General features: G+C 61.2%; 23 protein-coding genes. 11 read left to right on the forward strand and 12 right to left on the reverse strand.

The features are described 5' to 3' along the window. The first annotated feature begins 49 nt into the window (after nucleotides 1–49). A complete protein-coding gene (locus AS9A_RS24080) occupies nucleotides 50–196 on the forward strand; it encodes a hypothetical protein (protein WP_158307351.1) in 147 nt (48 codons plus the stop codon). 293 nt (nucleotides 197–489) lie between these two features. Here AS9A_RS24080 and AS9A_RS08000 read toward each other — a convergent pair whose 3' ends face one another. Beyond that, the gene (locus tag AS9A_RS08000; RefSeq protein ID WP_013806455.1) at nucleotides 490–1,032 is read right to left on the reverse strand and encodes an NlpC/P60 family protein; all 543 of its coding nucleotides are present in this window, start codon (nucleotides 1,030–1,032) and stop codon (nucleotides 490–492) included. Nucleotides 1,033–1,687: 655 nt separating this feature from the next. Between AS9A_RS08000 and AS9A_RS24585 the strand changes: the two genes are divergently transcribed. Both AS9A_RS24585 and AS9A_RS08010 read left to right on the forward strand, forming a co-directional pair. Then, complete coding sequence (locus AS9A_RS24585; RefSeq protein ID WP_013806457.1) at nucleotides 1,688–2,023, forward strand: cupin domain-containing protein; 336 nt, start codon at nucleotides 1,688–1,690, stop codon at nucleotides 2,021–2,023. Between the two features lie 174 nt (nucleotides 2,024–2,197). Next, nucleotides 2,198–2,992 carry a DUF559 domain-containing protein gene (locus AS9A_RS08010; RefSeq protein WP_237707889.1) on the forward strand — a complete coding sequence of 265 codons (795 nt, stop codon included), beginning with the start codon at nucleotides 2,198–2,200 and terminating at the stop codon, nucleotides 2,990–2,992. Nucleotides 2,993–3,032: 40 nt separating this feature from the next. Here the strand turns inward: AS9A_RS08010 and AS9A_RS08015 are convergent, their stop codons facing one another. Continuing rightward, nucleotides 3,033–3,689, reverse strand: coding sequence for an MBL fold metallo-hydrolase (locus tag AS9A_RS08015; protein ID WP_013806459.1), 657 nt, complete (start codon nucleotides 3,687–3,689; stop codon nucleotides 3,033–3,035). 117 nt (nucleotides 3,690–3,806) lie between these two features. Here AS9A_RS08015 and AS9A_RS24870 point away from each other — a divergent pair, with 117 nt between their 5' ends. Then, on the forward strand, nucleotides 3,807–4,448 hold the full coding sequence (locus tag AS9A_RS24870; RefSeq protein WP_013806460.1) for a M15 family metallopeptidase: 642 nt from the start codon (nucleotides 3,807–3,809) through the stop codon (nucleotides 4,446–4,448). Nucleotides 4,449–4,454: 6 nt separating this feature from the next. Here the strand turns inward: AS9A_RS24870 and AS9A_RS08025 are convergent, their stop codons facing one another. Further along, the gene (locus tag AS9A_RS08025; protein ID WP_013806461.1) at nucleotides 4,455–6,065 is read right to left on the reverse strand and encodes an SLC13 family permease; all 1,611 of its coding nucleotides are present in this window, start codon (nucleotides 6,063–6,065) and stop codon (nucleotides 4,455–4,457) included. Nucleotides 6,066–6,204: 139 nt separating this feature from the next. Next, entirely contained in the window at nucleotides 6,205–9,672 is a 3,468-nt protein-coding gene (locus AS9A_RS08030; RefSeq protein WP_013806462.1) for a bifunctional proline dehydrogenase/L-glutamate gamma-semialdehyde dehydrogenase, read from the reverse strand. A gap of 124 nt (nucleotides 9,673–9,796) precedes the next feature. Here AS9A_RS08030 and AS9A_RS08035 point away from each other — a divergent pair, with 124 nt between their 5' ends. From AS9A_RS08035 to AS9A_RS24955, 3 genes are read left to right on the forward strand one after another with little or no spacing between them, the layout of a single operon-like run. Further along, a complete protein-coding gene (locus AS9A_RS08035; RefSeq protein ID WP_041450951.1) occupies nucleotides 9,797–10,714 on the forward strand; it encodes a LysR family transcriptional regulator in 918 nt (305 codons plus the stop codon). Beyond that, the gene (locus AS9A_RS24950) at nucleotides 10,671–10,859 is read left to right on the forward strand and encodes a sodium:solute symporter family transporter (protein WP_407636565.1); all 189 of its coding nucleotides are present in this window, start codon (nucleotides 10,671–10,673) and stop codon (nucleotides 10,857–10,859) included. Before AS9A_RS08035 ends, AS9A_RS24950 begins: the two co-directional genes overlap by 44 nt. A gap of 2 nt (nucleotides 10,860–10,861) precedes the next feature. Beyond that, nucleotides 10,862–11,236 (forward strand): sodium:solute symporter family transporter, encoded by a 375-nt coding sequence (locus AS9A_RS24955; protein ID WP_013806464.1) that lies wholly within the window; start codon nucleotides 10,862–10,864, stop codon nucleotides 11,234–11,236. Between the two features lie 71 nt (nucleotides 11,237–11,307). Here the strand turns inward: AS9A_RS24955 and AS9A_RS08045 are convergent, their stop codons facing one another. After that, nucleotides 11,308–11,985: a lytic transglycosylase domain-containing protein gene (locus AS9A_RS08045; protein WP_013806465.1), complete on the reverse strand. Its 678-nt coding sequence runs from the start codon at nucleotides 11,983–11,985 to the stop codon at nucleotides 11,308–11,310. A gap of 384 nt (nucleotides 11,986–12,369) precedes the next feature. On the opposite strand from AS9A_RS08045, the gene AS9A_RS08050 reads away from it, so the two are divergent. After that, complete coding sequence (locus tag AS9A_RS08050) at nucleotides 12,370–13,806, forward strand: alanine/glycine:cation symporter family protein (protein WP_013806466.1); 1,437 nt, start codon at nucleotides 12,370–12,372, stop codon at nucleotides 13,804–13,806. An 11-nt stretch (nucleotides 13,807–13,817) separates the two neighbouring features. Then, nucleotides 13,818–15,242, forward strand: a complete 1,425-nt coding sequence (locus tag AS9A_RS08055) for an HAD-IG family 5'-nucleotidase (protein WP_013806467.1) — start codon at nucleotides 13,818–13,820, stop codon at nucleotides 15,240–15,242. A gap of 18 nt (nucleotides 15,243–15,260) precedes the next feature. Here AS9A_RS08055 and AS9A_RS08060 read toward each other — a convergent pair whose 3' ends face one another. From AS9A_RS08060 to AS9A_RS08090, 7 genes are all read right to left on the reverse strand, one after another. Further along, entirely contained in the window at nucleotides 15,261–16,064 is an 804-nt protein-coding gene (locus AS9A_RS08060) for a DUF2182 domain-containing protein (RefSeq protein ID WP_158307352.1), read from the reverse strand. 65 nt (nucleotides 16,065–16,129) lie between these two features. Then, the gene (locus AS9A_RS08065) at nucleotides 16,130–16,813 is read right to left on the reverse strand and encodes a DUF1326 domain-containing protein (RefSeq protein ID WP_083826496.1); all 684 of its coding nucleotides are present in this window, start codon (nucleotides 16,811–16,813) and stop codon (nucleotides 16,130–16,132) included. A 50-nt stretch (nucleotides 16,814–16,863) separates the two neighbouring features. Beyond that, nucleotides 16,864–18,486: a glycoside hydrolase family 13 protein gene (locus AS9A_RS08070; RefSeq protein WP_013806470.1), complete on the reverse strand. Its 1,623-nt coding sequence runs from the start codon at nucleotides 18,484–18,486 to the stop codon at nucleotides 16,864–16,866. Between the two features lie 18 nt (nucleotides 18,487–18,504). Continuing rightward, the gene (locus AS9A_RS08075; RefSeq protein ID WP_013806471.1) at nucleotides 18,505–19,590 is read right to left on the reverse strand and encodes an ABC transporter ATP-binding protein; all 1,086 of its coding nucleotides are present in this window, start codon (nucleotides 19,588–19,590) and stop codon (nucleotides 18,505–18,507) included. A 29-nt stretch (nucleotides 19,591–19,619) separates the two neighbouring features. Next, nucleotides 19,620–20,522, reverse strand: a complete 903-nt coding sequence (locus AS9A_RS08080) for a sugar ABC transporter permease (RefSeq protein WP_013806472.1) — start codon at nucleotides 20,520–20,522, stop codon at nucleotides 19,620–19,622. A gap of 1 nt (nucleotide 20,523) precedes the next feature. Continuing rightward, the gene (locus AS9A_RS08085; RefSeq protein WP_013806473.1) at nucleotides 20,524–22,143 is read right to left on the reverse strand and encodes an ABC transporter permease subunit; all 1,620 of its coding nucleotides are present in this window, start codon (nucleotides 22,141–22,143) and stop codon (nucleotides 20,524–20,526) included. 8 nt (nucleotides 22,144–22,151) lie between these two features. After that, nucleotides 22,152–23,393, reverse strand: a complete 1,242-nt coding sequence (locus AS9A_RS08090; protein ID WP_013806474.1) for a sugar ABC transporter substrate-binding protein — start codon at nucleotides 23,391–23,393, stop codon at nucleotides 22,152–22,154. Between the two features lie 159 nt (nucleotides 23,394–23,552). On the opposite strand from AS9A_RS08090, the gene AS9A_RS08095 reads away from it, so the two are divergent. Next, complete coding sequence (locus tag AS9A_RS08095) at nucleotides 23,553–25,295, forward strand: glycoside hydrolase family 13 protein (protein WP_013806475.1); 1,743 nt, start codon at nucleotides 23,553–23,555, stop codon at nucleotides 25,293–25,295. A gap of 20 nt (nucleotides 25,296–25,315) precedes the next feature. Beyond that, entirely contained in the window at nucleotides 25,316–26,335 is a 1,020-nt protein-coding gene (locus AS9A_RS08100; protein WP_013806476.1) for a LacI family DNA-binding transcriptional regulator, read from the forward strand. The last annotated feature ends 137 nt before the right edge of the window (nucleotides 26,336–26,472 follow it).

Genomic DNA, 26,472 nt, shown 5'->3' on the forward strand with positions numbered 1-26,472 from the left:
TTGATGGCATATAGGGGCTTTCGGGCGGAGCCGCGAGGCGGTGCTGAGGGTGCCGATGCAGACAGACGCTGCGCCGGATCCGGCCCGGGCGCAGCGTGTGTGTGTGATTCTTGCGTTGTTCGATCTACCAGTGCTTCTTCGGCCGGTGATGACGACGATGGTGACGCTTCTTCGGCGGTGGGAAGCCGAAGAGTAAGCTCAGCATCGTAGCGATTGCCACTGATATGTCGGCGCCGATGTTGATTGACATGGCAGGCGCATCCCTTCGCCACTCGGACGATGTCCCCTGATCAGCCATCTATTGATGACCTGTCTCAATTATCCCAATTGGGGCGTTAGCTTGCTATGGCTAACTAACGTATTTACTTTTCAACTCTCTGTTTTGATAATTCCGTTATGAAAACGCAATTTCAGCGCAATCAGTTACCCCCTGCCATAAATAATGACAGGGGGTAACTCAATTGAATGACGCGTCGAACTCGTTGCGTGTCAGTGGTAGCGGCGCGCGCTGTGGAAGGGGAAGTCGCCGAGGTTGTCGACCTTGACGGGGGTCGACGAGTTGAGTGCGTGTACGACCTGTCCGCCGCCGATGTAGATCGCGGCGTGTGACGCTCCGCTATACATGAGCACGACGTCACCGGGTTGCAGGTCATTGATGTTTACGGGGCTGCCGCCCGATGCCTGGTCATGGCTGGTGCGGGGCACTGGCTTCCCGGCCTGTGCGTGTGCCCAGTGGACGAGTCCGGAGCAGTCGAACGAGTCGGGGCCAGCGGCGCCCCACGAGTACGGCGCGCCGACCTTGCTGAGAGCGGAATCCGCAATTGCCTGGCCTTGTGAAACCGCGGGTGCTGCGATATCAACGGCGGCATTCCCGGTGAACTGGGCGGCAGCCTGGGGAGGAACGTCGAAGGTACCGACGCCCGGTACTGTGACCGGGTCTGCGGACGCGTGCATCGCGGGAATGAGTGCGGTTGCTGACAGGATCCCGGTGATCATTGCCGTGCGTGCGGTTCGCTTCAGAGTGGTAGCCATGAGGTTTGGTTATCTCCTTGTTCCATTGGCCGCGCGCGGACTTTCGGCTGCCCGTCGGTCCTGAGTGGTCAGTGGTGACGCTCGCGCCCAGTTCTAGGGATTTGGGTTGAGAGTTGAATGCTCGGAAACAACTTCGCTCTGTCTCAAAACAGATTACGAACAGATATCGAATCTGGCTGTGGCCCAGTTCTCATTCGGGAATGTGTGAATTCGCCCACGGTGTCGCGTACCTTTTGCAATCAAAAAGGAAAAAGGCGCTGTGACATGTGATTTTGTGCCCATGTCGCCGTCAATGGGGACAAACTTTCCGGAACCGGCATTCGATCATCCCGGCGGCGATGCGGTGCTGACTTTTTGTATCGATCCGATCACGCGCAACTGCTGGTCATGACGCCAGATGTGCCGCAGTTCCCCGGTCGGCTGTTTCCGTTTTCGTTTGGTATGGAGTGCGCTTTCTCTCATTTCGTGCAGCGACCGCCGGGACGGGGGGCGACGTCATGGTGACGGAACCCCGTTATTTCAGTGGCGAGCGAGCGCGAGGACCCCCTATTCAGCTGCACTGGAGAGTTCAGACGCGCTCGCGACACGGTTGGTTCCGCTAATCTGTGATCGGGAAGAAGGCAGCACGCCTGGTTACAGCCGATGGGAGTTCACGGTGGAGACGGCATCGCTTCGAGAACTCGCGCAGGAACTGATCGCGCGCGCCGCGGAAGCCCCGCACGGTCGCAACACCGAGATCCTGCACGGGGGGAGTGGGCACACGCTCCGCCAGATGGTCATCGCTCTCACGGCGGGCGAGGAACTGAGCGAGCATGAGAACCCGGGAGAGGCAACGCTCTACGTCATCAAGGGCCGGGTTCAGTTGCAGACTGAGGGCGTGGCGGCGGAGCTCGGCGAAGGGGACTTTCTCGTCCTTCCACATGCTCGCCACAGTCTCGACGCGCTCGATGACTCGGCAGTGCTCCTCACCACCGCGATCAATCAGTATTAACCGTGATCGTGAAGGATTCTCCCTCCTCAGGAAGGAAATTCCTTCACGATCACAAGCGGGGAACCGAACGCTGCGCCGCATGCGTCTACATTTCTCGTGCTACCGCGAGAAGTGAGAGCGTTGTGTGCCAGGCAAGATGGAGTTGTCACACGCCAGCAGATGCTGGCTGCGGGGATGACGCCGAAAGCCATTGACGGGCAGGTCCGAAGACAGGAATTCAGGCGTCTCGGATGGGGCGTATACCAGCGTGCAGAACATGCGCACAGCGCAGCCGCCGTCTTGCGCGCAGCTGTCTACGGTGCGGGTCCGGGAGCGGTCGCGAGTGGTCCGAGTGCAGCATGGTGGCACGGTCTGCTCACGAGCGCTCCACCGAAGCCTTCGGTCACGGTGCCGCGGAACCGGCGGGTGAAGCGGCCTGAGTTCGCTGTTCGGTACCGCGATCTGCATCGACTCGATGTATCACACGTGCGGCGGCTCGGTGTCACTGATATTCCGCTCACCATCCTGGAAACCGCGGTAGAACTGCGCGAGGGATCAGTCTTCCTGGACCGCGCGCTTCAGAAGCACACAGCGTTGCCGATTCTGCGCGCGGTGCACGAGCGGAACAGCGGCAGGACAGGAGCGGTGGCCGCGCGACATCTGATGGACGCGGCAGAACAGGGCGGATCGTCGGCGGCTGAACGAATGCTGCATCAGCTACTGAACCGTGCCGGCCTTGTCGGGTGGCAGTCGCATCTCTGGAGCTGCGGCTACGAAATTGACGTTGCGTTCGTCAGGGCGCGTCTCGCCATCGAAGTGGACGGCTGGGCGTGGCACCGCGATGCGCACCGGTTCCGGGCAGACATGGAGCGGCAGAATGTTCTGGTGAACGCGGGCTGGCGAGTTCTGCGGTTCTCCTGGCATCACCTCAAAAATGAGCCAAGCCGCGTCTTGTCGGAAATCGTTGCGGCGCTACGTCACGCCGCGTGATGATCGTGAAGGTTTTTCCCTCCTCAGAAGGGTAAATCTTTCACGATTCTTCAGATCTGCGAGTGTGGTTAACTAACCGCTCCTTAACGCTATGGGCGATATCCGCCCACCGTGCGTCTCCGAGCTCTGTCACCCCTGAGTCTCCAGCGAATGCGCTTGACACGACAACGTCCGGCTCGAGCGTGGCGAGGACCGAGAGTGTGTGAGCGAGCGCAACCGCATCGCTGAAGCCCTTGATGTATCCCGCGAACCAGCGTCCATCAGCTCCGCGGTAAATCGTGTCGCCCGTGAACAGGTACGCACCTTCGGCGCCCTGAGCTAAGTAGCAGGTGCTGCCAGGCGTATGTCCGGGCGTGGGAATGACTTCGAGGATGGAATCGACCGTGTGCCGATCAGAGAAGGGGTCATCGACGGGTGCCGTCTCAGCGGCGAGATGTGCTTCTGCGCGATGAATGTGTAGTTGGGAGCCGAAGCGTTCCTTGATGGTGCGAACTGAGGAGGCGATCTCGTCTTGGTGGCTGAGGTAGTGGTGGCGGATACCGCCGAGTTGAGCGATGTGGTCGAGTTCGTGTGTGTGGGTGGTGTTGTAGAACAGGACGTTGCCTTCCGGCGGTGTCCACAAGTAGGCATGGGTACTCAATCCTGGTGCAGGATATTCCGGTTCGGTTTCCCACAAGTCGCTGCGAATTTTGTTCATAGCGCGCTCCTTCCAGCGCCTGGGGTGGTGTCATAACGTGAACAGACCTACCCGCAAGGCGCCATCGACTCGGAGATGGTCGGCATGGCCGCTGCTCAGTAAAAGGCAAGGGTGCAGATGACTATTCCCACGATCAATGGCGGAAACTACCGCCGAAGGATTGCTGCGGGGCTAATGCTGATGTTGTTCGCTGGGGGAGTCCTCGCTCTCACGGGACACAATCACGAGGTCGCCCCAGTGTCTGTGCGACTCACATCGGCTAGTGGCACGTCAGGCCTTGATCCGGTCCTTGCGCGCGCGTTTCTCGCGGCCCAAGCGGACGCCAGCCGAGAAGGTGTGCCGCTGTGGATCACGTCCGGCAAACGTTCGCATGCTGAGCAGCAGCAGTTGTGGGAGAACGGCGTTCGCAGTCATGGCAGCCCTGACGCTGCCCGCAGGTGGGTCCTTCCCCCCGATGAATCAGCTCACGTCAGTGGGCACGCGATCGATGTTGGCCCGGTCGAAGGGGCGCGCTGGCTCGAGCGAAATGGCGCCAGGTACGGGCTGTGCCGTACCTACGAAAACGAGTGGTGGCATTTCGAACTGGCCACCGTGCCTGGTGGTATTTGTCCACCCATGGTGCCTGATGCCAGCTGGCCGCGACCCACCACACTGAGCGACGGCGGCAACCTCTCGATCGAACTGCCCGATATTCCGGGTCTCGCGGAACTCGTGACAGCGGCCGAAACGGAGTTGGCCACTCTCTTCAACCTCGACTGAGACGGATTACAGCGAGATTCCCATCGCCCAGGATCCGAGCGCGAACACCGCGATCGTGATCAGCACGATTCCCACGATGTTCAGCCAGACTCCCGCACGGATCATCTGGCCGATGGTGACCTGGCCAGAACCGAAGACGATCGCGTTCGGCGGAGTGGCGACGGGGAGCATGAACGCGCACGATGCGGCGAGCACTGCGGGGAGTAGCAGAAGCATCGGATCCATTCCCAGCCCCAGCGCGACACCGCCGAGGACCGGCAAGAAGGTGGCTGCTGTCGCGGTATTCGACGTCAGTTCGGTAAGCAGCAGCACGATGCCGCAGGTACCCGCGACGAGCAGCACGATCGGCAACGCACCGAGGCCACCGACCTGTGTGCCGATGTACTCGTCCAGGCCGGTCTCTTGCACGGCACCGGCGAGGCTCAGACCGCCGCCGAATAGGAGGAGCACGCCCCACGGCAGGCCGTTCTGGACCGTCCGCCAGTCGAGGGTGCCGTGCAGTTTGGCCCCACCTTCTGCCTCAGCGTCACTGCGGTCGGAGTTGGCCGACGCGGGCAAGAGGAAAAGCACGATAGCTGCCGCGATCGCGATTCCCGCATCGGAAAGGTTCGCCATGAACGGCAGAATCGACGTCAGTGCGTCGAAGTCGGCGATGAGGTCCCGGAAAACCCACAGCAAGGCTGTCACCGCGAACACAATGAGGACATTCCACTCGCCGTGTGACATCCGCCCGAGTTCGTGGATTTCCTTGTGGATCATCTCTTTGCCGCCGATGATCTCCTTCAGTTTGGTCGGGTAGATGACGTAGGTCAGGAGCACCCACACGATGATCAGGAAGACCGCCCCGATCGGTACACCGATTTTCATCCAGTCGGCGAAGCTGATCGTGATGCCGTAGTTTTCGTCGACGAATCCGACCATGATGGCGTTGGGCGGGCTGCCGATGATTGTTGCGAGACCTCCCACGGAGGCCGCATACGCGATTGCCAGCATGAGGCACACAGCGAAGTTCCGGATGTTCTTATCCTCGGCGGCGTCTGTTCCGCTGGTAACAAGAGCGAGCACACTGATTGCGATCGGCAGCATCATCAGAGTGGTGGCGGTGTTGCTGACCCACATGCTGAGGAATGCAGTCGCGATCATCATCCCCAGCACGACCTGCCGCGGGTGCGTTCCGACGATGCGTACAGTGTGCAGCGCTATCCGCTTGTGCAGGTTCCACTTCTGCATCGCGAGTGCGATCATGAAGCCACCCATGAAAAGGAAGATCGTCGGTGACGCATAGGGTGCCGTCGCGTCGCCGATAGCCACGACGTCGAGGACCGGGAACGCGGCGATCGGAATCAGCGCGGTCGCGGCGAGAGGGATAGCCTCGGTCATCCACCAGACCGCCATGAGCACTGCGACAGCGGCAGCTGTCCGGCCTGCGGTTGACAAGTCTTCATGGGCCGGGATCAGAAAATACGCCAGCAGGGCAAGCCCGGGGCCGAGGATCCGCCCAGTCCATAACCGTCCCGGTGAGACGGGTTGTTGAGGTACTGCTGGTGCGAAGCCGACCTCCTGCCGATCACTGGCGGCCGCTGTGCGTGCTGTCTGGGTGGCGCCGTCTGAAGCCATGACACTCCAATCCCGTTTCCGCGGTGGACGTGGCCACCTGCGGCGTCACCACAGACGCCGCAGGCTTCCCTCTAGTCTCACTGGTCGGGGGGAGATGTGTATCACTTTTGATCGTAAGCAGGTCGCGGAGCGTGGCCTGTCAGATCAATCCCTCGGTCAGATGGTTTGGCGTCCCGTAGCGATGTGCCGTGATCGACACGGCCTGCTCGTGTAAGAACGGCAGAAGCTCTACTCGTCCTGCTGACACCACGGGTGCCGCATAGATCGCCACGTCGGGCTTACCTTCGGCGGCTTCTGCAGCGGCCTGGTAGTCGCCACCGATGAGACGGATGCGGACACTGGAATGCGGTCCCGTCCGTGCGGCCAGGCGTGCAACGTGCGCAGCCCACTGGTCATTGTCCTCGACCTCAACAGTGACACCGCGCGCGGTGAGAGCCAGCTTCACCTGCTCAGGCAGGGCTGACGAACTGCTTACGGTTACCACTGACGCGGCCTGCAGTCCCGCTGCTACAACACGCACAAGTTCTGCTGCACCGTGGCCGGAGCTTGCGGCCTCGTACCGGACGGTGACGGGAACCGGCCGGTAACGCAGCAGGTTGCGTTCGCACTGCAATCCGGTCTTGTCCTGCGCCCTTCCGAACTCAGCGGTCCAGATCGCCGCGTCGGTCGACAGCGCGTCGCGCAGCCAGTCCACGTCTTCAGCCGACAGGGCGTTCCGCACGGCTGACAGTAGTGCGGCCTGCGTATCGCCGAGGTCCCCAGTTGTGCTGACGGGACTGTCGAGCCACGTGCCCATGCCGATCAGGTAGTTCGGTCCACCCGCTTTCGTCCCGGCCCCGATTGCGGACTTTTTCCATCCGCCGAACGGTTGACGCTGCACGATCGCTCCCGTGATGCCACGGTTGATGTACAAGTTGCCGGCCTCAACGGTGCTGAGCCAGTAGGCGACCTCGTCGCGGTCCAGCGAATGGAGGCCAGAGGTGAGGCCGTACTCGATATCGTTCACGAAGTTCACGGCTTCTTCCAGGGACGGCGCCGTCATAATGCCAAGGATGGGGCCGAAGTACTCCGTCATGTGGTACTCGGACCCGCGCTTAACGCCCTCCCGAATACCGGGGCTCCAGACCTTGCCCAATTCGTCGAGTTGTTTGGGCTTAATGACCCACGACTCGCCCTCGCCCAATGTGGTCAGACCCCGCAGCAGTTTCCCTTGTGCGGGTTCGATAACTGGCCCGACCTGTGTTTGGAGGTCCCACGGAGAGCCGACTTTAAGCGAGCGCACCGCGTCGAGCAGCTGGTTCCGGAAACGCTGCGAGGTCGCGACAGACCCCACCAGAATGACCAGCGAGGCGGCTGAGCACTTCTGTCCAGCATGCCCGAAGGCCGAGTAGGCGACGTCTTTCGCGGCGAGGTCGTAATCAGCAGACGGCGTCACGATGATCGCGTTCTTTCCGGAGGTCTCCGCCAGCAAGGGGAGGTCACGCCGGAAGGAGCGGAACAACTTCGCGGTGTCGTATGCGCCGGTGAGGATCAGCCGATCCACTGACGGGTGTGACACGAACTGAGCACCTAGTTCGCGCTCACCTAGCTGGACATACTGCAGCACGTCGCGCGGCACGCCCGCTTCCCAGAGCGCTTCGACCATCACGGCGCCGGTGCGCTTCGCCTGATGTGCTGGCTTGATGACGACGGCGGATCCGGAAGCGAGGGCGGACAGCGTGGATCCCGCTGGAATGGCTGTGGGGAAATTCCACGGCGGCGTCACGACCGTCAGCTTCGATGGCACGAACTGGGCGCCGTCGACGTGTTCGAGGTCGCGGCCCCGCTCGGCATAGTAGTGGGCGAAATCGATCGCTTCAGACACCTCAGGGTCGCCCTGATCGATCGTCTTGCCGCACTCTGCGCCCATGACTTCAAGGAGGTCTGCGCGCTTCGACTCGAGAACGTCACCGGCGCGGTGCAGGATCGCGGCGCGTTCATTCGCTCCGAGTGACTGCCATTCTTCAGCAGCCGACACGCCGCGCGACATGATGGTGTCGAGCTCTTCAGCTGAACCTACCCAGTTATTTTCGGAGGTCGCGATACCGAGCTGGGAAGTCTGCATTCTTTCTGCGATGTCGCGGCCCCACGCCCGGTTCCCAGGCAAGTCCGGGTCGGTGTCAGGAGTGTTCTTGAAGCCTTCGCGCAGCCCCGGTGCCTGAGGCTCGCGACGATCCTGAATTCGGTGCGGTTCAGGAATGTCGTCGGTGAGCTCGTTGACGGATGCGATGAAGCGCTGCTTCTCCCGCTCGAACAGTGCTTCATTCTTGTCGAGCTCGAATACGGCGGACATGAAGTTCTCTTTGGACGCGCCCTCTTCGAGACGGCGGATCAGGTAAGCGATCGCGACGTCGAACTCGCGAGGGTGGACCACAGGGGTGTAGAGAAGGAGGGAACCGACGTCTTTCCGCACTGCCTCCGCCTGACCTGTCGCCATGCCGAGCAGCATTTCGAATTCGATGCCGTCAGTGACTCCACGGGCCTGCGCGAGCAGCCAGGCGAGCGCTACGTCGAAGAGGTTGTGCCCGGCAACTCCGATGCGAACGTTGCGAGTGTGTTCGGGACGCAGCGCATAGTTGAGCACAGCCTTGTATGACGTATCGGACTGGCGTTTGGTGTGCCAGGTGGCGAGCGGCCAGCCGTGCAGTTCCGCGTCAGCCATTTCCATGGGAAGGTTCGCGCCCTTAACGACGCGGACCTTGATGGGAGCGCCCCCCGTGGCGACGCGGTCAGATGCCCACTGCTGGAGGTGGATCATGGCTGGAAGCGCATCGGGCAGATAGGCCTGTAGGACGATTCCCGCCTCGAGGTCGCGAAACTCGGGCTTGTCGAGAAGCTCGGTGAAGACCGCGATCGTCAGGTCGAGATCTTTGTATTCCTCCATATCCAAGTTGATGAACTTCCGCTTAGGGGACGCGTTCGCGGCTTGGCGGTAGAGGGGAGTCAGATTTTCGACAACATGAGTGACAGCCTCATCGAAGGCCCAATGGTTGTGCGGCGCGACGGTGGAGGACACCTTGATCGACACATAGTCGACGTCATCTCGGGCAAGGAGACGACGTGTCCCGTCGAGACGACGGGCGGCTTCTGACTCGCCGAGAATGGCCTCACCAAGAAGGTTGATGTTGAGATGGATCCCGTCCCGCTTGATCTTCCCGATAGTTTTGCCGAGTTTGGCATCGGTGGCGTCGACGATCAGATGGCCGACCATGTGCCGCAGAACTTTCCGCGTTACTGGAATCACGAGCTTCGGCGCGAGAACCGCAAGTATGCCGCCAAGCGTAACCGCAAGCTTCATGTACCACGGCAAGAAGGCGGGAACCTTCGGTGCGAGAGCTTTGAGGTTCGCCGCCGCGACGCGCGGATCTTCTGGGCGAATGACACCGTCAACGAACCCGACGGTGAAGTCGAGGCCGTTCGGGTCGTTAAGAACCCCGGCGAGTTGCTCGGCAGACCGGTCAACGGGATATTTCGCGCCCTCCGTGAGCCAATGGCGAACGAGCTGAATAGCTTCGTCAGTGAGGTCCTGCGGGAGAACCGCTGCGCTGTTGTCCTTGATCGTGCTCACCGCGAGGACCTCCTTGAGGGTGCGTCAGTCATTGTCTTCTGAGTATGACCCCGGTCATCCCTTCAGGTATAGCGACGTTTTCCGAAGGGTATTGTGCGGAAAAACCGGAAGAATGGAGCGACGCATGCTCGATGTTCACCGTCTGAGCTTGTTGAGGGAACTCAGCATTCGCGGCACGATTTCCGAGGTCGCAGCTGCCATGAGCTACAGTCCCTCCTCTGTGTCACAGCAGCTTTCGATCTTGGAGCGGGAGGCCGGTGTCGTGCTGTTGCGCAAATCTGGCCGGCGCCTGCAGTTGACCCCTCAGGCTGTTCTTCTCGTCGACCACGCCACCGAACTTCTCGACTGCCTGGAGCGCGCCGAGGCGGCACTGGCAGCTTCGAGCGTTACTGTCACTGGCACCGTGCGGCTGGCGGTGTTTCAGACCGCGGCGCTTGCACTCATTCCGCAGGCCCTTCAATTGCTCCGTGAACGTCATGCAAACGTCCGCATCGAAATGGTGCAGCACGAGCCTGAAACGGCACTGCACGAAACCTGGGCCCGGGATTTCGATCTCGTTGTTGCAGAGCAGTACCCGGGGCACGCCGCGCCGCACTACGCAGGCCTTGATCGTCAATTGCTTACGGGGGATGCGATTCGGCTCGCGCTGCCGCCGGTCGACAGTGCCGCCGCGGACTTCGGCGCCGTTCGCGGACTCGATGCCGCAAGTGAACTGCCGTGGGTGATGGAGCCAAGTGGTTCCGCGTCCCGCCATTGGGCCGAGCAAGCATGCAGGCAGGCGGGATTTGAACCCGACGTCCGCTTCGAAACCGCCGACTTGCAGGCGCACGTCCGGCTCGTGGAGTCCGGGAACGCGGTCGCGTTTCTCCCTGATCTTGTGTGGGTCGGCAGGGAGCCGCGTGCCCGGCTGCTCGGGCTTGAAGGCGACCCACGGCGCACAATCTTCACCGCCATCCGGGCTTCGAGCGCGCGGCACCCTGCGGTGCGTGCAATTCGCAATGCGTTGGAAGAAACCGCGCGGGATCTCGCGAGCCTCTGGTAGCTTCCTCGCGGTCATCTCGGCTGCGGCCTGGGGCCTCGGGTACTTCGGTCAGCCGCATATCATCGTGCGCTTCATGGCGCTGAGGTCCTCTGCCGACGCCAAATCCGGTCGCCGGATCGGCATCAGACTATCTCATCGCAGCTGATTGTGTGTTCCTCGGCGCTGGTCGAGGATATCTACCGGATATTCGGCAAGGACGTCACCAGTCAGCGCCTCGTACTGCTAGGGCGGCTCGGCGTCCTGACTGTCGCGATAGTTGCCATGCTGATCACAATCAACCCGCGGGGTACGATTCTCGAACTCGTCGGGTTCGCGTGGGCGGGCTTCGGCGCCGCTTTCGGCCCGATCATCATTCTTTCGCTGTTCTGGCGGAAATTCACCTCGACCGGAGCTCTCGCTGGCATGCTCACCGGCGTGGTTGTGGTCGGCATTTGGGGCAACATCGATGCACTCGCGAGCGTGATGTACGAGATCGTGCCGGGCTTTGCAGATGCGAGGTGGTGTCCGTTGTCGTGTCTCTGACTGTGCCCCGGCCGCACGCGGATATCGAGACGGAGTTCTCGGAGATGGAGGCGGCTGTCAAGCAGTAGCGATCAGACCCTGGCTTCGAAGTAAGCGTTGAATGCCTGCTCGAGGTCCCGGATCTTTTCGACGTAGGGCTGTGTCTGGGTGGTGTAGTCGCCGCCGCTGGGCATCCCGCCGAACCGGAGGATGGCGCCAAATCCGGCGTTGTAGGACGCGAGTGCTAGGTCCACAGCGTCGCCTTCGGCTTTCCCATCGTGGATTGCCTGCTCGACGCTTTCGAGGTTGTGGCACATGTATTTCGCCTGCGCCATCACAGAGTCGGGGATGCTGAAGGGATCCTTGACCCCATCGCCATCGGCGTCGGTGCCCCACGCCTCCCATGTCTCGGGCGTGAACTGGGCAGGGCCCTGTGCATTCGCGTAACTGACTGCATCTACGCGAAAGGTTGACTCCGCAAACAGTTGCGCGGCGATCTGGCCGGGAGTGACGCCCTCGCACTCACCACTCGCTTTGATAATCCATTCGGCGAATTCTGCGGGAACGGGTGCGGGAAGCGGAGGGGCGTCGTCCTCTACAGCGCTCGCGGGGCCGGCTTCACCATTCGGACTCTCGCCCTCGGGGAGGGTTTCGTTTGCTGCAACGTCAGCCGACGGCGCTGATGTATCTGCCATCGACGTCTGATGGATGGTGGCGGCGGCGCCAAGAGTGACGATTGCGGATGCGGCGAAAATTGCAGGAAGTTTCATAACGCTGAAAAGTCTCGCGGCTGTACCGCGGCGGTTTCTACACTTTGTGGCTCGCTTCATAACGGACACATAACGAAGACTGTGTGCCGAGACGCCTGGAGGTGTCGGTAAAACCCCAGGCAGGACAGCTAATTTAGTAGCCTTACATCGGCATTCGCGTCGATAAAGACATGATAGATGTCACATTGTGATCTAGCAGGCTTTAAATGCCAGATAAATCAGTGACGCCGCTGAAATGGCGGTATTGTCCATTTTGAATTGGCGGTACTTGGGGCGCTCTTGCTGTGGCGATGAGAGATCAAGCAGATTCGCTGCCGGTGAAGACCAACCGCGATAACGTGTGCAGATAATCGCTCAGGCATCACATGTTTGGCAGGAAGTGCAATGGAACGGACTATTGACGTCATTACGACCGTCAACGAGTGGTACTGGTACCTCCCGCTGACGATTCTGGTGCTCTCGGGCATCGTCTACACAATCTGGTCGAAAGGCGCCCAGATTCGGCTGTTCGGCGAGATGGTGCGCGTCATCAAAGAACCCTCCCTGGTGATGGAAAATGGCCGCAAAGGCCTGTCGTCCTTCCAGGCGTTCACGATTTCGGCTGCCGCGCGCGTAGGTACAGGCAACGTGGCTGGCGTCGCTATCGCCATCACCCTCGGTGGCCCGGGCGCGGTGTTCTGGATGTGGATGCTTGCACTGATCGGTGCTGCCACCTCCTTCGTTGAGTCGACGCTAGGGCAGTTGTATAAGTTCAAAGATCGCGACAGCTACCGTGGTGGGCCTGCGTATTACATCTCCCGAGGGCTCGGAAAGCGCTGGCCAGCAGTGCTTTTTGCGGTTGTCACAATCATCACCTACGGTCTTGTTTTCAACACGGTGCAGGCGAACACGATCGCTGACTCGATCTCGAACTCCGTGGGAAATACTGAGCCGCTTTTCCTCGCGGGGATCGGCGTTGCGGTCGCGGCACTACTGGCTCTCGTCATCTTCGGCGGTGTGCGCCGGATCGCCCATGTCACTCAGGTATTGGTGCCCGTACTCGCACTGTCTTATGTTGGTCTCGGGCTCGTCGTCGTCGCACTCAACATTCCCGAGGTGCCGGGCATGGTGTGGCTCATCATCGAGAACGCATTCGGTTTCCGGGAAGTCGTTGCGGGTGGTCTCGGCGCCGCACTCCTGCATGGCATGCAGCGTGGTCTCTACTCGAATGAGGCCGGAATGGGCTCCATTCCGAATGTGAGCGCGACGGCCGCGGTGTCCCACCCGGCTAAGCAAGGGCTGGTGCAGTCACTCGGCGTCTATTTCGACACCTTGCTGATTTGCAGCATGACGGCATTCATCATCCTCCTCGCGGAACCTGATTTCGGTGAGCGTGAAGGCGCTACGCTGACTCAGCACGCGCTATCGGTACAGTTCGGTGACTGGGCAATCCACTTCCTGACTGTCGTGATCTTCATTCTCGCTTTCAGTTCGCTCCTCGGGAATTACTACATCGGGTATGCAAACCTCGAGTTCCTGACGAGGTCACCGCGAGCGCTGTTGTGGTTCCGTCTCGCGATCATCGGATGCGCGTTTCTCGGTTCGATCGCGGCTCTCGATCTCGTCTGGGAGATGGCGAACCTCACGATGGGAATCATGGTCCTGATCAACTTGCTTGCCATTGCACCGCTCGCAGTGATCACTTTCCGGCTGCTCGATCACTACGTCGCACAGCGTAAGCAGGGCTTGGATCCCACGTTCGCCGTAGCTGAAATGCCGGAGCTGAAGGGTGTCGAGTGCTGGGGTCATGAAAATGAAAGCGAACCCACACGAGCCCAGTAGGCTTTCGAGGCGTGACAGAACCTGCTCGTCGTGTGTACGCGAACCGGACACTGAACCTACGCTCGGTCGAGGCGATCGGGTACGACATGGATTACACGTTGCTGCATTACCGAACAGCAGAGTGGGAAGGTGCTGCTTTCGAGCATGCGCGCCGGGTACTCGCGAAGCGCGGCTACCCGGTCCAGGACCTCGTTTTCGAAACCGATCGGTATCTGCAGGGGCTCGTACTTGACCTGGATCTTGGGAACCTCGTGAAGGCCACGCGGTTTGGCTACGTCATCCAGGCGCAGCACGGTACCAAAAAACTGAATTTCAATGAACTGAGGCGCACGTACAACGGCGTGTTCATCGACTTGTCCGAACCGCGTTTCCGCTTCCTCAACACGCTCTTCTCCATATCCGAGGCAGCGTTGTACGCACAGCTCGTCGACCTTCTCGACGCTGGACACATAAAGGGGCCGGTCGGTTACGACGAACTGTTCAAGGTCGTCTCGTCGGCGCTGGATGTGTCCCATACGATGGGTGAGCTCAAAGCGGAGATCACCGCTGACCCCGATCGATTCTGTGATTTCGATCCCGCCATCGCGGAGACGCTGATGGACCAGCGTCTTGCGGGCAAAAGGCTTCTTCTCATCACGAACAGCGAGTGGACCTACACCCGGGCAATGATGAGCTATGCATTCGATCGGCACGTCCCCAGTGGGAACTGGCGTGATCTGTTCGACATCGTAGTTGTCGCGGCGGCCAAACCTCGCTTCTTTTCGGAAAGCCCTCCCGTCTTCCGCGTCGTCGACCCGGAGCGGAACCTTCTCGAGCCCCACCAGGGCTTGATGGAACCGGGAGGTGTCTACTACGGCGGATGCGCACGACTAGTGGAGCAGAGCCTCGAACTCGACGGTGCCCAGATTCTCTACGTTGGCGACCACCTGTTCGGTGACGTCCATGTCTCGAAATCGGTTCTGCGGTGGCGTACCGCGCTGATTATGAGCGAACTCGAAGCAGAGATCGCGGACGCCGCTAGGTTCGCTGACGACGAGATGCAGCTACGCAAACTCATGGTCATTAAGGAAAGCCTTGAGGACGAATTGTCCCATGCGCGCCTCGCTCGCTCGCGTGCTGCGGCGAGCGCTGAACCTGCGAGGGAAGCCGACGCAACGATGAGTTCCCTCTATGACGCTATCCGCGAACTCGATCAGCAGATCGCCCCTCTCGCGCAAGCAGCAGGCGCTCTTGGCAACCCTACGTGGGGCCCGCTAATGCGCGCGGGGAACGACAAGAGCCTATTCGCCCGGCAGGTCGAGAAGTTTGCGGACGTCTACACCTCACGAGTGTCTAACTTCGGCCAGCACACTCCCTACGCCTTCTTGCGTGCCACGCGGACAAGCCTTCCCCACGACGTAACTGCGGTCGGCTTCACGGAGCACGGCGAGGAATGACCAGTTGACCTAGTGGTGTCACATACCCGGCATCGGTTCCGTCACGTCGGATGTGGGCGCGATGGACTCCAGAACAGGGGGATGGACCATGATCGCGATTCCGAGGGCGACTACCGCGGTTCCGACTATGCGGGTAAGCAGAACGCCCCGGCTCGAGTGCTTTTCAGCCAGGAATACGGCTGCGAGGACCGCCATCCAGACTAGGTTCATCAGGCCGACAACCAGGAGAACGGACATGAGAGCCCAGCAGCACCCGAGGCAGTAAAGGCCATGTGCCGCGCCAGTCCGGAATGTTCCCCGCAGTCCGTTACCGAAGTCGTGCGTCGCCAGGAAAGACAACGGGGTACGGCACGCGCGCAGGCATGTCTGTTTCCATGGCGTGAATTGGTACGCGCCCGCAACTATCAGCACGCCACCCGCAGCGACCGTCACCCACCCCGCGTCGTGCGCGACATTGCGGAACGCGAGGAGCAGCGCCAGCGGAACGAGCCCGGCAGCGGTCCACACACAGAGATACCCCAGTACGAATGCCGCTGTGGGGGCGCCCCCACGATTCTGGCGCCGCATCACCAGGCGATGGAGCAGGACGATCGGTGCGATGGTGGGGAACATCATCGCGACCATCATTGTTGTCCACATGACCAGAAAGATGAGGACGCCCATGTCGAAAGCCATGGGCGCGCCTATTGAAGCGAGGCCCTGAGCCATCGACTGCATGTCGTGCGCGGTACGGACGGTCCACCACCACGCGGCGCCCGCGAGCACGAGCAGCATCCCGACGATCGTGACAGTTGCTCTGCGCTCGAGGACGCTGTACGCCATGCGCGGAGAATCGGTTCTGGGGACCTTGTGAACCTCGGTCATCTGGTGTGGTTTCCAGGGTGATTTCAGGTCTGCTGCGTTATCACAGGGGCCATCCGGTTGTCGCTGGACCACTCCACTTCGGAGTAGTACGCGTTGTTGCCCGCGTGGTCGAAGGTCACTCCATCAGCGTTGAGCGTCAGAACTGATGTTGTGCCAATCGCCCCATCCTGGAAGATGAACCCGTCTTTGAGGATCATGTGAGGGACGTGCTTCTCGCCGCTCACAGGATCCCGGAAGCTCTCCATGTTCATGGACAACTTGTCACCCACTCGCAGCTGCGAGTCGATGGCTTTTTCATCGATATCGATTGTCTCGAAGAATGGGCCGTGAACCTCGCTCACTGTGGCGGCGAGTATTTCCCAGGGCAGCCCCGGATCCTCCGCGGTGAGAATGGGGATGAGTGCTTCGCGCTGCGCTTCGGTGGCGTCGATGAAGAGCACCATCGTGCCGTTGCCTTCGTGGATGGCTCCGGGCCACTTCACCGCACTCGCGACTTTCGCTCCCGCGAGGTCGGTTCCTTCCCGATCACCTTCTTTGATCTTGAACCCCACCACGCCTTCGCAGTAGCCGTGCGAGGGGAAGCCATTCATATTGCACGGGCATCCCAGCGCACAGTTACATCCTTCGTAATAATTCGCCTTGATTCGCCATGCCATTTCCGTCACTTCCTTGCTGAGCAATCGAGCGTCGAGGGTTGGCCCCGGCATCCCCAATCGTCCCACTTCCCGATGCGCCGGGGCAATGGGGCGGCGGATCTCTAAAAGGGTGAGCGCGTCATCCACACAGCCGTATCAGAGGGCAAGCTGTCGCCATGAGTCCGCGACGATTCCAGGACGACGTCCCACCCGGCAGGCAGGTCTACCGGCTCGTCACCCAAGTTCACCCAGCACTGCGAGTCGCCCCGCTGGAATGCGAGCACCTGCCCGGCGAACCCCAGCCACTCCAGTTCGGTCTCGGCTGGAAAGAGCGCCGTCCGAAGGTGGATCGCAGATCGATACAGCCATACAAAGGACGCATTGTCATTCTGCTGGTCTAGCACCGTCCGCGACTCCCAGTGTTCCGGTTGCGGGAGCCAGGGGTCAGCGTGCGATGCCTCGGGTGAAAATCCAAATGGTGGTGATGTTCCAGACCAGGGCAGCGGTACGCGGCACCCGTCACGGCCCACATCTGTGTAGCCGGACTGTGCCCACGTCGGGTCGTTCCGTACCTCAGGGGGCAGACTCTCCACCTCATCTAGACCGAGTTCATCGCCCTGGTAGATGTAGGCCGTGCCGGGAAGAGCGAGTTGGAGCAGTGCGGCGGCGCGTGCGCGCCGCTTCCCAAGTTCGAGATCCGGTTCCTCCGCTGACCACCGCGCCCGATCCCACTCAGGCTGCACGTCGAACTCCGGCTGCGAGCGGGCGTAGCGGGTGACGGGCCGCGGAATGTCGTGACTCGATAACACCCATGTCGCTGGCGCCCCGACCGTTGCAGCCTGGGAGACGGCATCGTCGATCACGTCCCGCAGTGAGTTAGCCCGCCACGGCGCTCGTGTGAAGTCAAACTGGAACGCGGTGTGAAGTTCGTCAGGCCGTAGATAGCGGGCGAGTCGCTCGTTGGTGGGGACGACCGCTTCCGCCACGAAGATCCGTTCTGGGGTGAACGTTTCCGCGACCTTGCGCCAGGTGCGATATATGTCGTGCACCCCATCCTGGTCGCGCGCAGGGTGCGGTTGAGTCCGCCAGTCTTCCGGGCGCGGTCCCGCGTCGGGAAGCTCGGGATGTTTGACAAGGCCATGCGCGACGTCGATCCGGAAACCGTCGATGCCGCGGGCAAACCAGAAGGCAAGGATGTCTTCGAACTCTGCCCGGACCTCTGGATTTTCCCAGTTGAGGTCAGGCTGTTCGGGCGCGAACATGTGGAGGTACCACTCGCCGTTCGGCAATCGCGTCCAGGCCGGCCCGCCAAATGCGCTGGTCCAGTCATTGGGCGGGCTGCTTCCGTCGGTTCCTTGCCCGTCCCGGAAGATGTAGCGCTGCTTCGCGTTTGCTTCGTCCCGCAACGCGGCGTGAAACCATCTGTGTTCGGATGACGTGTGGTTGGGGACGATGTCGATGATCACCTTGATACCGAGCGCGTGCGCGTCGCGGATCAGGGCTTCTGCGTCATGCAAGGTTCCGTATGACGGATCGATGTCACGAAAATCTGCGACGTCGTACCCGGCGTCCACCATCGGCGAGGTGTACCACGGCGTGATCCAGATCGCGTCGATGCCCAGAGATGACAGGTAAGGAAGTTTTTCCCGCAGGCCCGGCAGGTCGCCGATCCCGTCACCGTTGCCATCAGCGAAGCTGCGGATGTACACCTGGTAGACAACGGCGGATTTCCACCAGTTCTCCATGCTGCTCCAATCGTGTGCTTAGGCAGTGATGCGTGCGCCGTCGCCAGCGCTGTCGAACATGTGGGCGTGTGACTCGTCAATCCGGACGTGAATGACCTCGCCCTTGCTCGGCGGATTTCGCCAGTCCACGCGCGCCACGAGCTGTTGCTGTGCCCCGTTGATGTAGGTGCGGCCGAAAATGAAGGCTTCGGACCCGAGTTCTTCGACAACGTCCACTTCGAGCGGCAAACCAGCCGCGCTGTCGCTGAGCTCAACATGTTCAGGGCGAATTCCGAACGTGATCTCGGTGCCATCGACGCCCGCGAGGGCGGTGCGGGGAACCGGAACGATCTGCTCTCCGAGCATTACGCCGCGGTCACTCAGCGGCAGGGTCATCAGGTTCATCGCGGGCGAGCCCATGAAGCCGGCGACGAAAACGTTGGCGGGGGACCGGTAGAGCTCACGCGGTGGCGCACACTGTTGCAGCACACCGCCTTTCAGGACCGCAACACGGTCACCCATTGTCATCGCCTCAACTTGGTCGTGGGTGACATAAACGGTGGTAGTGCCGAGGCGGCGCTGCAGTTGTGCGATCTGGGTGCGGGTCTGTACGCGCAGTTTGGCATCGAGGTTCGACAGGGGCTCGTCCATGAGGAAGACCTGCGGATCACGCACTATGGCCCGTCCCATCGCGACGCGCTGACGCTGCCCACCTGAGAGCGCTTTCGGCTTACGGTCGAGGTAGTCCTTCAAGTCGAGAAGTGCAGCAGCCTCCGCGACCCGCTTTGCGATTTCCGCCTTGGGTGCTTTCGCCAGTTTGAGGGCGAAGCCCATGTTTTCCCCGACAGACATATGTGGGTAGAGCGCATAGTTCTGGAAGACCATCGCGATGTCGCGGTCTTTCGGATCGGTGTGAGTGACGTCGCGGCCACCGACGAGGATTCGTCCGGCGTTGACTTCCTCAAGCCCTGCGAGCATACGCAGCGAGGTCGATTTGCCGCACCCGGACGGGCCGACCAGCACGAGGAACTCCCCGTCCTCGATATGGAGGTTGAGTCGGTCGACCGCGGGCTGCTCTGACCCCGCATACAAGCGGGTCGTGTTGTCGAAAACGATAGGTGCCATGTGGATTCCAATCTCTGGTGTGGTGTGAGTCAGCCCTTGACGGCGCCGCCGGTGAGGCCCGACACGATGAAGCGCTGCAGGAACAGGAAGAGCAGGACTACGGGTAGCGCCGAGACCACTGCGCCTGCGGTGAAGACGCCCCATTTTTCACCGAACTCGACCGATACGAACTGGTAGAGGCCAACTGCGACGGTCCAGCGATCGGGGTCTTGAAGGATGATGCGCGCCATCAGGAAGTCGGAAAACGCCGCGATGAAGGACAGCAGGCCGACCACCACAAGGATTGGTTTGATCAGCCGAAGAATGATCGTCCAGTAGATCTGTGCGTGTGTCGCGCCATCCATGCGTGCGGCTTCATCTAGTTCACGGGGGACGGTGTTGAAGACGCCGTACATGAGGAACGTGTTCGCGCCGAGCGCGCCGCCGAGGTACACCATGATCAGGCCGAGGAGCGAGTTGAGGCCGAGGAACGGGTAGATGTCAGACAGTGTGGCGAGGAGCAGGAAGATTGCTACGAATGCCAGGAGCTGCGGAAACATCTGAATAATGAGAAGGCTCATCAGACCGGTCTTGCGGCCCTTGAACCGGAACCGTGAGAACGCGTATGCGGCGGCTGCGCCCATCATCACCGCGCCGATCGCGGTGGTGGACGCAACAATCAGGGAGTTCGCGAACCAGCGCAGGAACGGGTTCTGGGGGTCGGAGAACAGTTCACGGAAGTTCTCGAGGGAGAAGGTGGCGAAGAGCCGGTTGGAGCCGAGCAGCGTACCGGCGTCTCCGACTGAGGCTGAGAACGCGTATAGCAGCGGGAAGACAGCGTAGACGACGATGACTGCCGCGACTGCGTGACGCCATCCGCTGCGGCGGAAGGTTTCCCAGGCAGGTCGCTTGTTGTAGACAATGTGTGATTCGGTAGACGTAGTGGTGGACATGTCAGCTGATCTCCTCGAGTGCTTTGCTGCGGCGGAACGCAATCGCGGAGACCACCGCGACCATGATGAATATGAGGATGGAAACCGCGCTCGCGAGCCCGTACTGATTCGCGCCGGTCTCAAACGCGAGCTTGTAGACGAACGTGATGAGAATGTCCGTCGAGCCCACCCCGGTAGTCGAATCCAGGTCGCGCGGGCCGCCTGAAGTCAGCAGGTAGATGAGGTTGAAGTTGTTGAAGTTCATTGCGAAGCAGGCGATCAGCATGGGGCCGACAGCAACCAGTAGCAGCGGCAGCGTGACGAACTTGAATGCGCGCCACCTGCCAGCGCCGTCCATGCGCGCGGACTCGTAGAGCTCCGCGGGTATCGACTGCAGCGCACCCGTCGCGATCAGAAACATGTACGGGAACCCCAGCCATAAATTCACCAGCACCAGGCTGAGCTTGGCTAGCCAGGGATCGTTTAGCCAAGGTATAGCAGCACCGCCGAGCACGATGTCGTTGATGAAACCGAAGTCCCGGTTGAGCAGTCCGGCCCAGATCAGGATCGACAAGAACCCCGGGAATGCGTACGGGAGGATGATGATCGCCCGGTAAATGCTTCTCCCTCGCATCGACGCGTCATTGAAGAGCATCGCGATGAAGAGGCCGAGGAAGAAAGTCGTGGCCACCGCCAGTACCGCGAAGGCAAAGGTCCACAAGGTGACAGAGAGGAACGGTCCGCCCAGCACGTCTTTGTCGAAGATTGCACCGAAGTTGGCGAATCCGACGTTCGCCGTCCAGCCTGGAGACAGTTCCTCCCCATCGGCGGAAACAAAATTGCCCGTTTCGGTCGCAGTGTAGACGGTCCCGTCGGCCGCCGTCATCGTGTCTGTGGCCTCGTTGTAGACAAGTCCCTGTTCGTAGACGAACGCAACCCGTCCGTCGTTGGTGCGAAGGAAGCTGTCACCGTCCATCGGGACACGGAGCTCACTGATCGAGTCCTGCCGCGCGATCACGTCCGGGAAATCGAGCACCTCGTAGCCAGGAACCGAAACGGGGAGCCCGTTGGCGCCCGCTTCGGCACCCGCGACGGGCTGGAAAGCGGCGTTACCAGTGCCTACCAGCACCGTTTCACCGGATCCGGCGGTGGCGAAGCCGAGTTCGCCGCCCTCACTCTGGACCACGGAAATCGGGAACTGAGGGGTCCCGTCAACACGCCGCTCATGCTGTTGCACGAGAGCCCGTATCGCATCTTCTTTCGAAGAGTTGTGACCGTCGCCGTAGTTGGTGAACGCCACGCCCGCCGTGTAGATCACCACGAACACCTGGAAAATGAGCAGGAAGATCAGACCAGGGGCGAGGTATTTGGCCGGAAGAAGTTTCCGCGTGGGTGCGAAGTAGACGATGTTGACGACGGCGAGGGCGGCGACGAGGAACCAGAGGATTCCGTTGTTGCCCACCGCCCACGACGCGAGGATGCCGTACAGCCCGAACGCGTTGATCAGTGCCATCAGTATGAGCTTGACGACGAAGCCACCGCTGAATCCGTGGCTGTGTGAAGTTCTCTTCCTGGAGTATGTGCTTTCGGGCCGCGCCGCCGGAGTCCCGGGTTTCAGGGAAGCTGTGATCTGCGAGTTCATGGGGGTCCTTAGTTCTCGATGTTCGCGATCATGCGGCGCCAGAGCAGGGCGGGTTCACCCTGGCCTTCGACGATGCCGTTCTGAGTGGTGCCCCAGAACGTCCACACGGAGCGCATTTCCGGGATCGCGGGCATGGGTGCGCCTGCTTCCGCGAGTTCGGCGTAGGCACTCAGCAGCGGCCTGTCTGCGATCGCGTCGATTGCGTCGTTGAGGGCAGGTGGGCGTCCGACGGACTCGAAAATGGCGAGCTGGGTGTCGAGCCGCGTGAGATAGTTGACGAGGAAGTCATTGGCGGGCAACGCATTTCCAGAATTTGCGTTCATGAAGACGGCCTGTACGCCCACGAACGGCTGAGCGGTCTGTCCGCCAGCTGTCGGCACCGGCATCAGCGTGAGGTCCATGTCCGCGGCCTCGAAATCATTGAGGTTCCACGGGCCGGAAATGATGTAGGGCGCGCGTCCGGAGACGAACGCATCCTTCCCGATATCCGGTGTGAGCGACGTTTTGAGGACACCGGCAGCGCCAAGACCGGCGAGATATTCAGCGAACGCCTCGCCGGATTCTCCGCCCATAGCCAGTTCGGTGGTGTACGAGCCGTCGTCATCCATGCCGAAAACGGGGGCTCCGAAGGATGTCTGGAGCGGGTAGAGGTGGTAGGGATCTCCCAGGCTTGGGTCTTGCGGGATTGAGATGGGGAAATCTGCTTGGCCTGCTTCGACCAGAGCCTGGCCGTCCGCAATGAGATCGTCGAAGGTTTCAGGGGTGTGCGTGGTGAGTTCGTTGTTGCGGAGAACCGCGACGTTCTCCACAGCGAAGGGCACGCCGTAGACGGCGCCTTCATATGTAACTGCCTGCATCGCGACGTCAAGGAAATCCTCGCCCTGGTCCCCGAGTTCGATGGGCATGAGCAGGCCGTTGGCGACGAGTTGGCCCAGATTGTCGTGCGGAGACATGAGGAGGTCAGGACCCTGCCCCATTGGTGACTGGGTGATGAATTCACTCATGGTCTGTGGGCTGGCGTCGCGCTGGACAATGCGCACCGGAACGCCGGTGTCCGCCTCGTACTCGTTTGCGATCTCGGTGAGACCGGCGATCGCTTCTTCGCCGGCCCAGATGGTGATCGGGCCGCCGGACTGGCCGAGGAACTGCTGTACAGCCTCGCCCTGTCCTTCGCCGGAGGCGCACGACGCGAGCAGCGTGGTCGCCAGGGCCGCAGCCGCGCCTGTAGTGAGGCGGGTACGTCTGTTCATTCGAATTCTCCGTGTGATCGGATGCGCGCAGAAGGTCAGAGGTGAAGTGAATCACAATAGTAAGCGATTGCAGAGAAGGTGTCTAGACTACGGCGTGAAAAAATAGAATACGTGCTCAGGGTCTATGCAAGCGCTTCCATATTTCGTACGATGTGAGACATGACTGCTACTCGTGCTGCATATGACTCTGATGCGACGACCACTAGCGACTCATCGGGTCCGCTCCTCGCGGTACATCCCGCTGACCCGCCGGACGAGGCGGCGAAGTGGTGGCGCTCATCGGTGATCTATCAGATCTATCCACGCTCGTTCCGTGACCTCGACGGTGACGGCAACGGTGATCTTGCAGGCATTACCGCCGAGCTCGGACAGCTGGCCGAGATGGATATCGATGCCGTGTGGCTGTCGCCGTTCTACCCCTCACCACAGCGCGACGGTGGATACGATGTCAGCAACTACTGCGATGTCGCCCCGATGTACGGGTCACTCGCCGCGTTCGACCACCTAGTCGAACGCGCGACCGCTCTCGGTATCCGTGTGATCATCGACCTTGTACCGAACCACTGCTCCGAAGAGCACCCCTTGTTCCAGAAGGCATTGGCCGCAGGTCCCGGCAGCCGGGAGCGGGACATATTCATTTTCCGTGACGGCAAGGGGCCGGGAGGCGCTGAACCACCGAATAACTGGCAGTCCCACTTCGGTGGATCCGCCTGGACGAGAGTCGTTGAGGCAGATGCCTCACCGGGGCAGTGGTATCTCCACCTGTTTGACTCATCTCAGCCCGACTTCAACTGGGATAACGCTGCGGTGCATGGCGAGTTCGAGCGCATTCTGCGATTCTGGCTCGACCGCGGAGTCGCGGGGTTCCGGGTCGACGTTGCGCATTCACTCGTCAAGAAGCAGGACCTGCCTGACTGGCACGGCCGGCCTGACGGCGTCGGTACTGACGATTACCCAGGGCACCTCGCGCCGATGTTTGGTCAGCCCGCGTTGCATGACATTTACCGGAAATGGCGCCAGATACTGGCTGAGTACGGTGATGACCGGGTGTTATGCGCCGAGGCTGGCATCGATCCGCTGCCACGCCTGTCCGACTGGGTGCGACCCGATGAGATGCACCAGACCTTCAATTTTGCGTTTCTCAGTTGCCCCTGGGACGCAACCAGATTCCGCACTGTAATCGAGGATTCGCTGCGTGCGTTCGATGCGGTCGGTGCGCCGACGACGTGGGTGCTGTCCAACCATGACGTGCAGCGCCACGTCACTCGGTTCGGGATCACCGAGCGGCCAGATCGTCCCGGAGATGGACTCGGCCCTGACGATCCGCAGCCCGACCTGGCCCGTGGCCAGACCCTTGCACGTGCAGCCTCGCTATTGATGCTCGGACTTCCGGGCGGTGTGTACTTGTACCAAGGTGAGGAACTAGGGCTCCCGGACCACACTCTCATGCCGCATTCATGCAGACAGGATCCGACCTATGCCCGCACAGATGGCCAGCGGTTAGGCCGTGATGGAAGCCGGGTGCCCCTCCCTTGGGAGAGCCGCGCTGCTGCAGCAGGTTTCAGCGAAAGCGGTGCTGCGTGGCTGCCTCAGCCGACAGGGTGGGAGTCGTTCGCGCGCGACGTGCAACGAAATGATCCGGATTCGGTGCTTGCGATGTACACCGAGGCTCTCAGGCTCCGGCGTCACCATGGGCTCGGCCACGGGTCGCTGAAGTGGCTCCCCGAATACCTGGATACGGCGTGCCTTGCGTTCGCGAATGGTGACGTCCTGGTTATGGTGAATACTGGCGACACCGATGTGCGCCTGCCTACACCGAATGTCCTGCTCAGTAGTGCGCCGGACAGCATCCGGGACGGCTCGCTGCGGCCGGGCCATACGGTATGGGTGAAGCTCACATGACAAGTGACTGAAGGCGGACAGTGGCTGGGATCAAAGAAGTCGCGGAGCGCGCCGGAGTTTCCACGGCGACAGCCTCCCGCGCGCTCAGTGGTCGGGGCCACGTATCGCCCGCCGCGCGGGAGCGCGTTCTCTCAGCAGCGAAAGATCTCGGCTACGTCATGTCCTATGCCGCGTCAAGCCTGGCTTCCGGCCGCAGTCGCACGGTGGGAGTCATCGTGCCGTTTATCAATCGGTGGTTCTTCTCCGAATTGCTCGAGGGCATCACGTCGGCGCTCATGAGCGAGGGCTACGACTTGTCGCTGTACAGTTTTGACCGGCAAGGACAGCGCCAGCGTGTTCTTGCCGACTACCTGCTGCGCAAACGGCTCGACGCTGTTGTTGCCGCTTCGCTGCGTCTAGACGAATCAGAACTCAAGCAACTGCTCGATGTGGGTAAACCGATCGTAGAAATCGGGGGGCTGGTGCCCGGGGTGCCGAGTATTCACCTCGATGAACACGCTATTGCGCGCTTCGCTACGGAGCATCTGATCGGACTCGGCCATCGTCAGATCGCGCACCTCGGTGGCACCGCCGAAACGGGCCCCGACTATTTCCCCATGTCGACAGACCGTCGCGAAGGCTTTTACTCTGCCCTGCGTGATGCAGGGTGCGAGATCAGTCCACGCTGGGACATTGCTGCTGACTACACCGTCGCGGATGGGTACAGAAAAGTGAAGACTCTCCTCGCAGGGCCGGGCCCCCGCCCCACAGCGCTCTTCTGTTCGTCCGACGAGATGGCAGTAGGTGCAATCTTCGCGGCCCGCGATCTCGGATTCACCGTGCCCGGCGACCTCTCTGTCATCGGTATTGACGGCAATCCGATCGGCGAAGCCGTCGGCCTGACCACGATCGCTCAGTGTCCCGCCCGGCAGGGGAGCCAAGCGGCGAAGATTCTGCTCGAACATCTGGCCGCTGGCGAGCGACCGATGGCCCCCCAGAGCGTCGTCGTGGAGACCGACTTTATTGTGCGCTCCAGCACCGCCGTGCCCGCTTCGCGTTGAGCCGGCGCGCGGTCCACGCCTGCATCGGCTGCATCCACCGCATCCTCGGGCTTCCCCCGGACGAAACCCTCGATGAGGCACCCACGTCCCCGGCGGGCTGACCGCCGTTCCCCGGCGAAGACAACTGGGCACCGCAG

The organism is Hoyosella subflava DQS3-9A1, from assembly GCF_000214175.1.
Lineage (GTDB): Bacteria > Actinomycetota > Actinomycetes > Mycobacteriales > Mycobacteriaceae > Hoyosella > Hoyosella subflava.

Coding starts and splice junctions, on each gene's coding strand:
- AS9A_RS08050 (WP_013806466.1), top strand. CDS start 12,370: ATGGAACGGACTATTGACGTCATTACGACCGTCAACGAGTGGTACTGG.
- AS9A_RS08085 (WP_013806473.1), bottom strand. CDS start 22,143: ATGAACTCGCAGATCACAGCTTCCCTGAAACCCGGGACTCCGGCGGCG.
- AS9A_RS08000 (WP_013806455.1), bottom strand. CDS start 1,032: ATGGCTACCACTCTGAAGCGAACCGCACGCACGGCAATGATCACCGGG.
- AS9A_RS08075 (WP_013806471.1), bottom strand. CDS start 19,590: ATGGCACCTATCGTTTTCGACAACACGACCCGCTTGTATGCGGGGTCA.
- AS9A_RS08090 (WP_013806474.1), bottom strand. CDS start 23,393: ATGAACAGACGTACCCGCCTCACTACAGGCGCGGCTGCGGCCCTGGCG.
- AS9A_RS24950 (WP_407636565.1), top strand. CDS start 10,671: ATGCGTTGGAAGAAACCGCGCGGGATCTCGCGAGCCTCTGGTAGCTTC.
- AS9A_RS08095 (WP_013806475.1), top strand. CDS start 23,553: ATGACTGCTACTCGTGCTGCATATGACTCTGATGCGACGACCACTAGC.
- AS9A_RS08045 (WP_013806465.1), bottom strand. CDS start 11,985: ATGAAACTTCCTGCAATTTTCGCCGCATCCGCAATCGTCACTCTTGGC.
- AS9A_RS08035 (WP_041450951.1), top strand. CDS start 9,797: ATGCTCGATGTTCACCGTCTGAGCTTGTTGAGGGAACTCAGCATTCGC.
- AS9A_RS08025 (WP_013806461.1), bottom strand. CDS start 6,065: ATGGCTTCAGACGGCGCCACCCAGACAGCACGCACAGCGGCCGCCAGT.
- AS9A_RS08065 (WP_083826496.1), bottom strand. CDS start 16,813: ATGCCGGGGCCAACCCTCGACGCTCGATTGCTCAGCAAGGAAGTGACG.
- AS9A_RS08060 (WP_158307352.1), bottom strand. CDS start 16,064: ATGGCGTACAGCGTCCTCGAGCGCAGAGCAACTGTCACGATCGTCGGG.
- AS9A_RS24870 (WP_013806460.1), top strand. CDS start 3,807: ATGACTATTCCCACGATCAATGGCGGAAACTACCGCCGAAGGATTGCT.
- AS9A_RS08010 (WP_237707889.1), top strand. CDS start 2,198: ATGACGCCGAAAGCCATTGACGGGCAGGTCCGAAGACAGGAATTCAGG.
- AS9A_RS08015 (WP_013806459.1), bottom strand. CDS start 3,689: ATGAACAAAATTCGCAGCGACTTGTGGGAAACCGAACCGGAATATCCT.
- AS9A_RS08070 (WP_013806470.1), bottom strand. CDS start 18,486: ATGGAGAACTGGTGGAAATCCGCCGTTGTCTACCAGGTGTACATCCGC.
- AS9A_RS08080 (WP_013806472.1), bottom strand. CDS start 20,522: ATGTCCACCACTACGTCTACCGAATCACACATTGTCTACAACAAGCGA.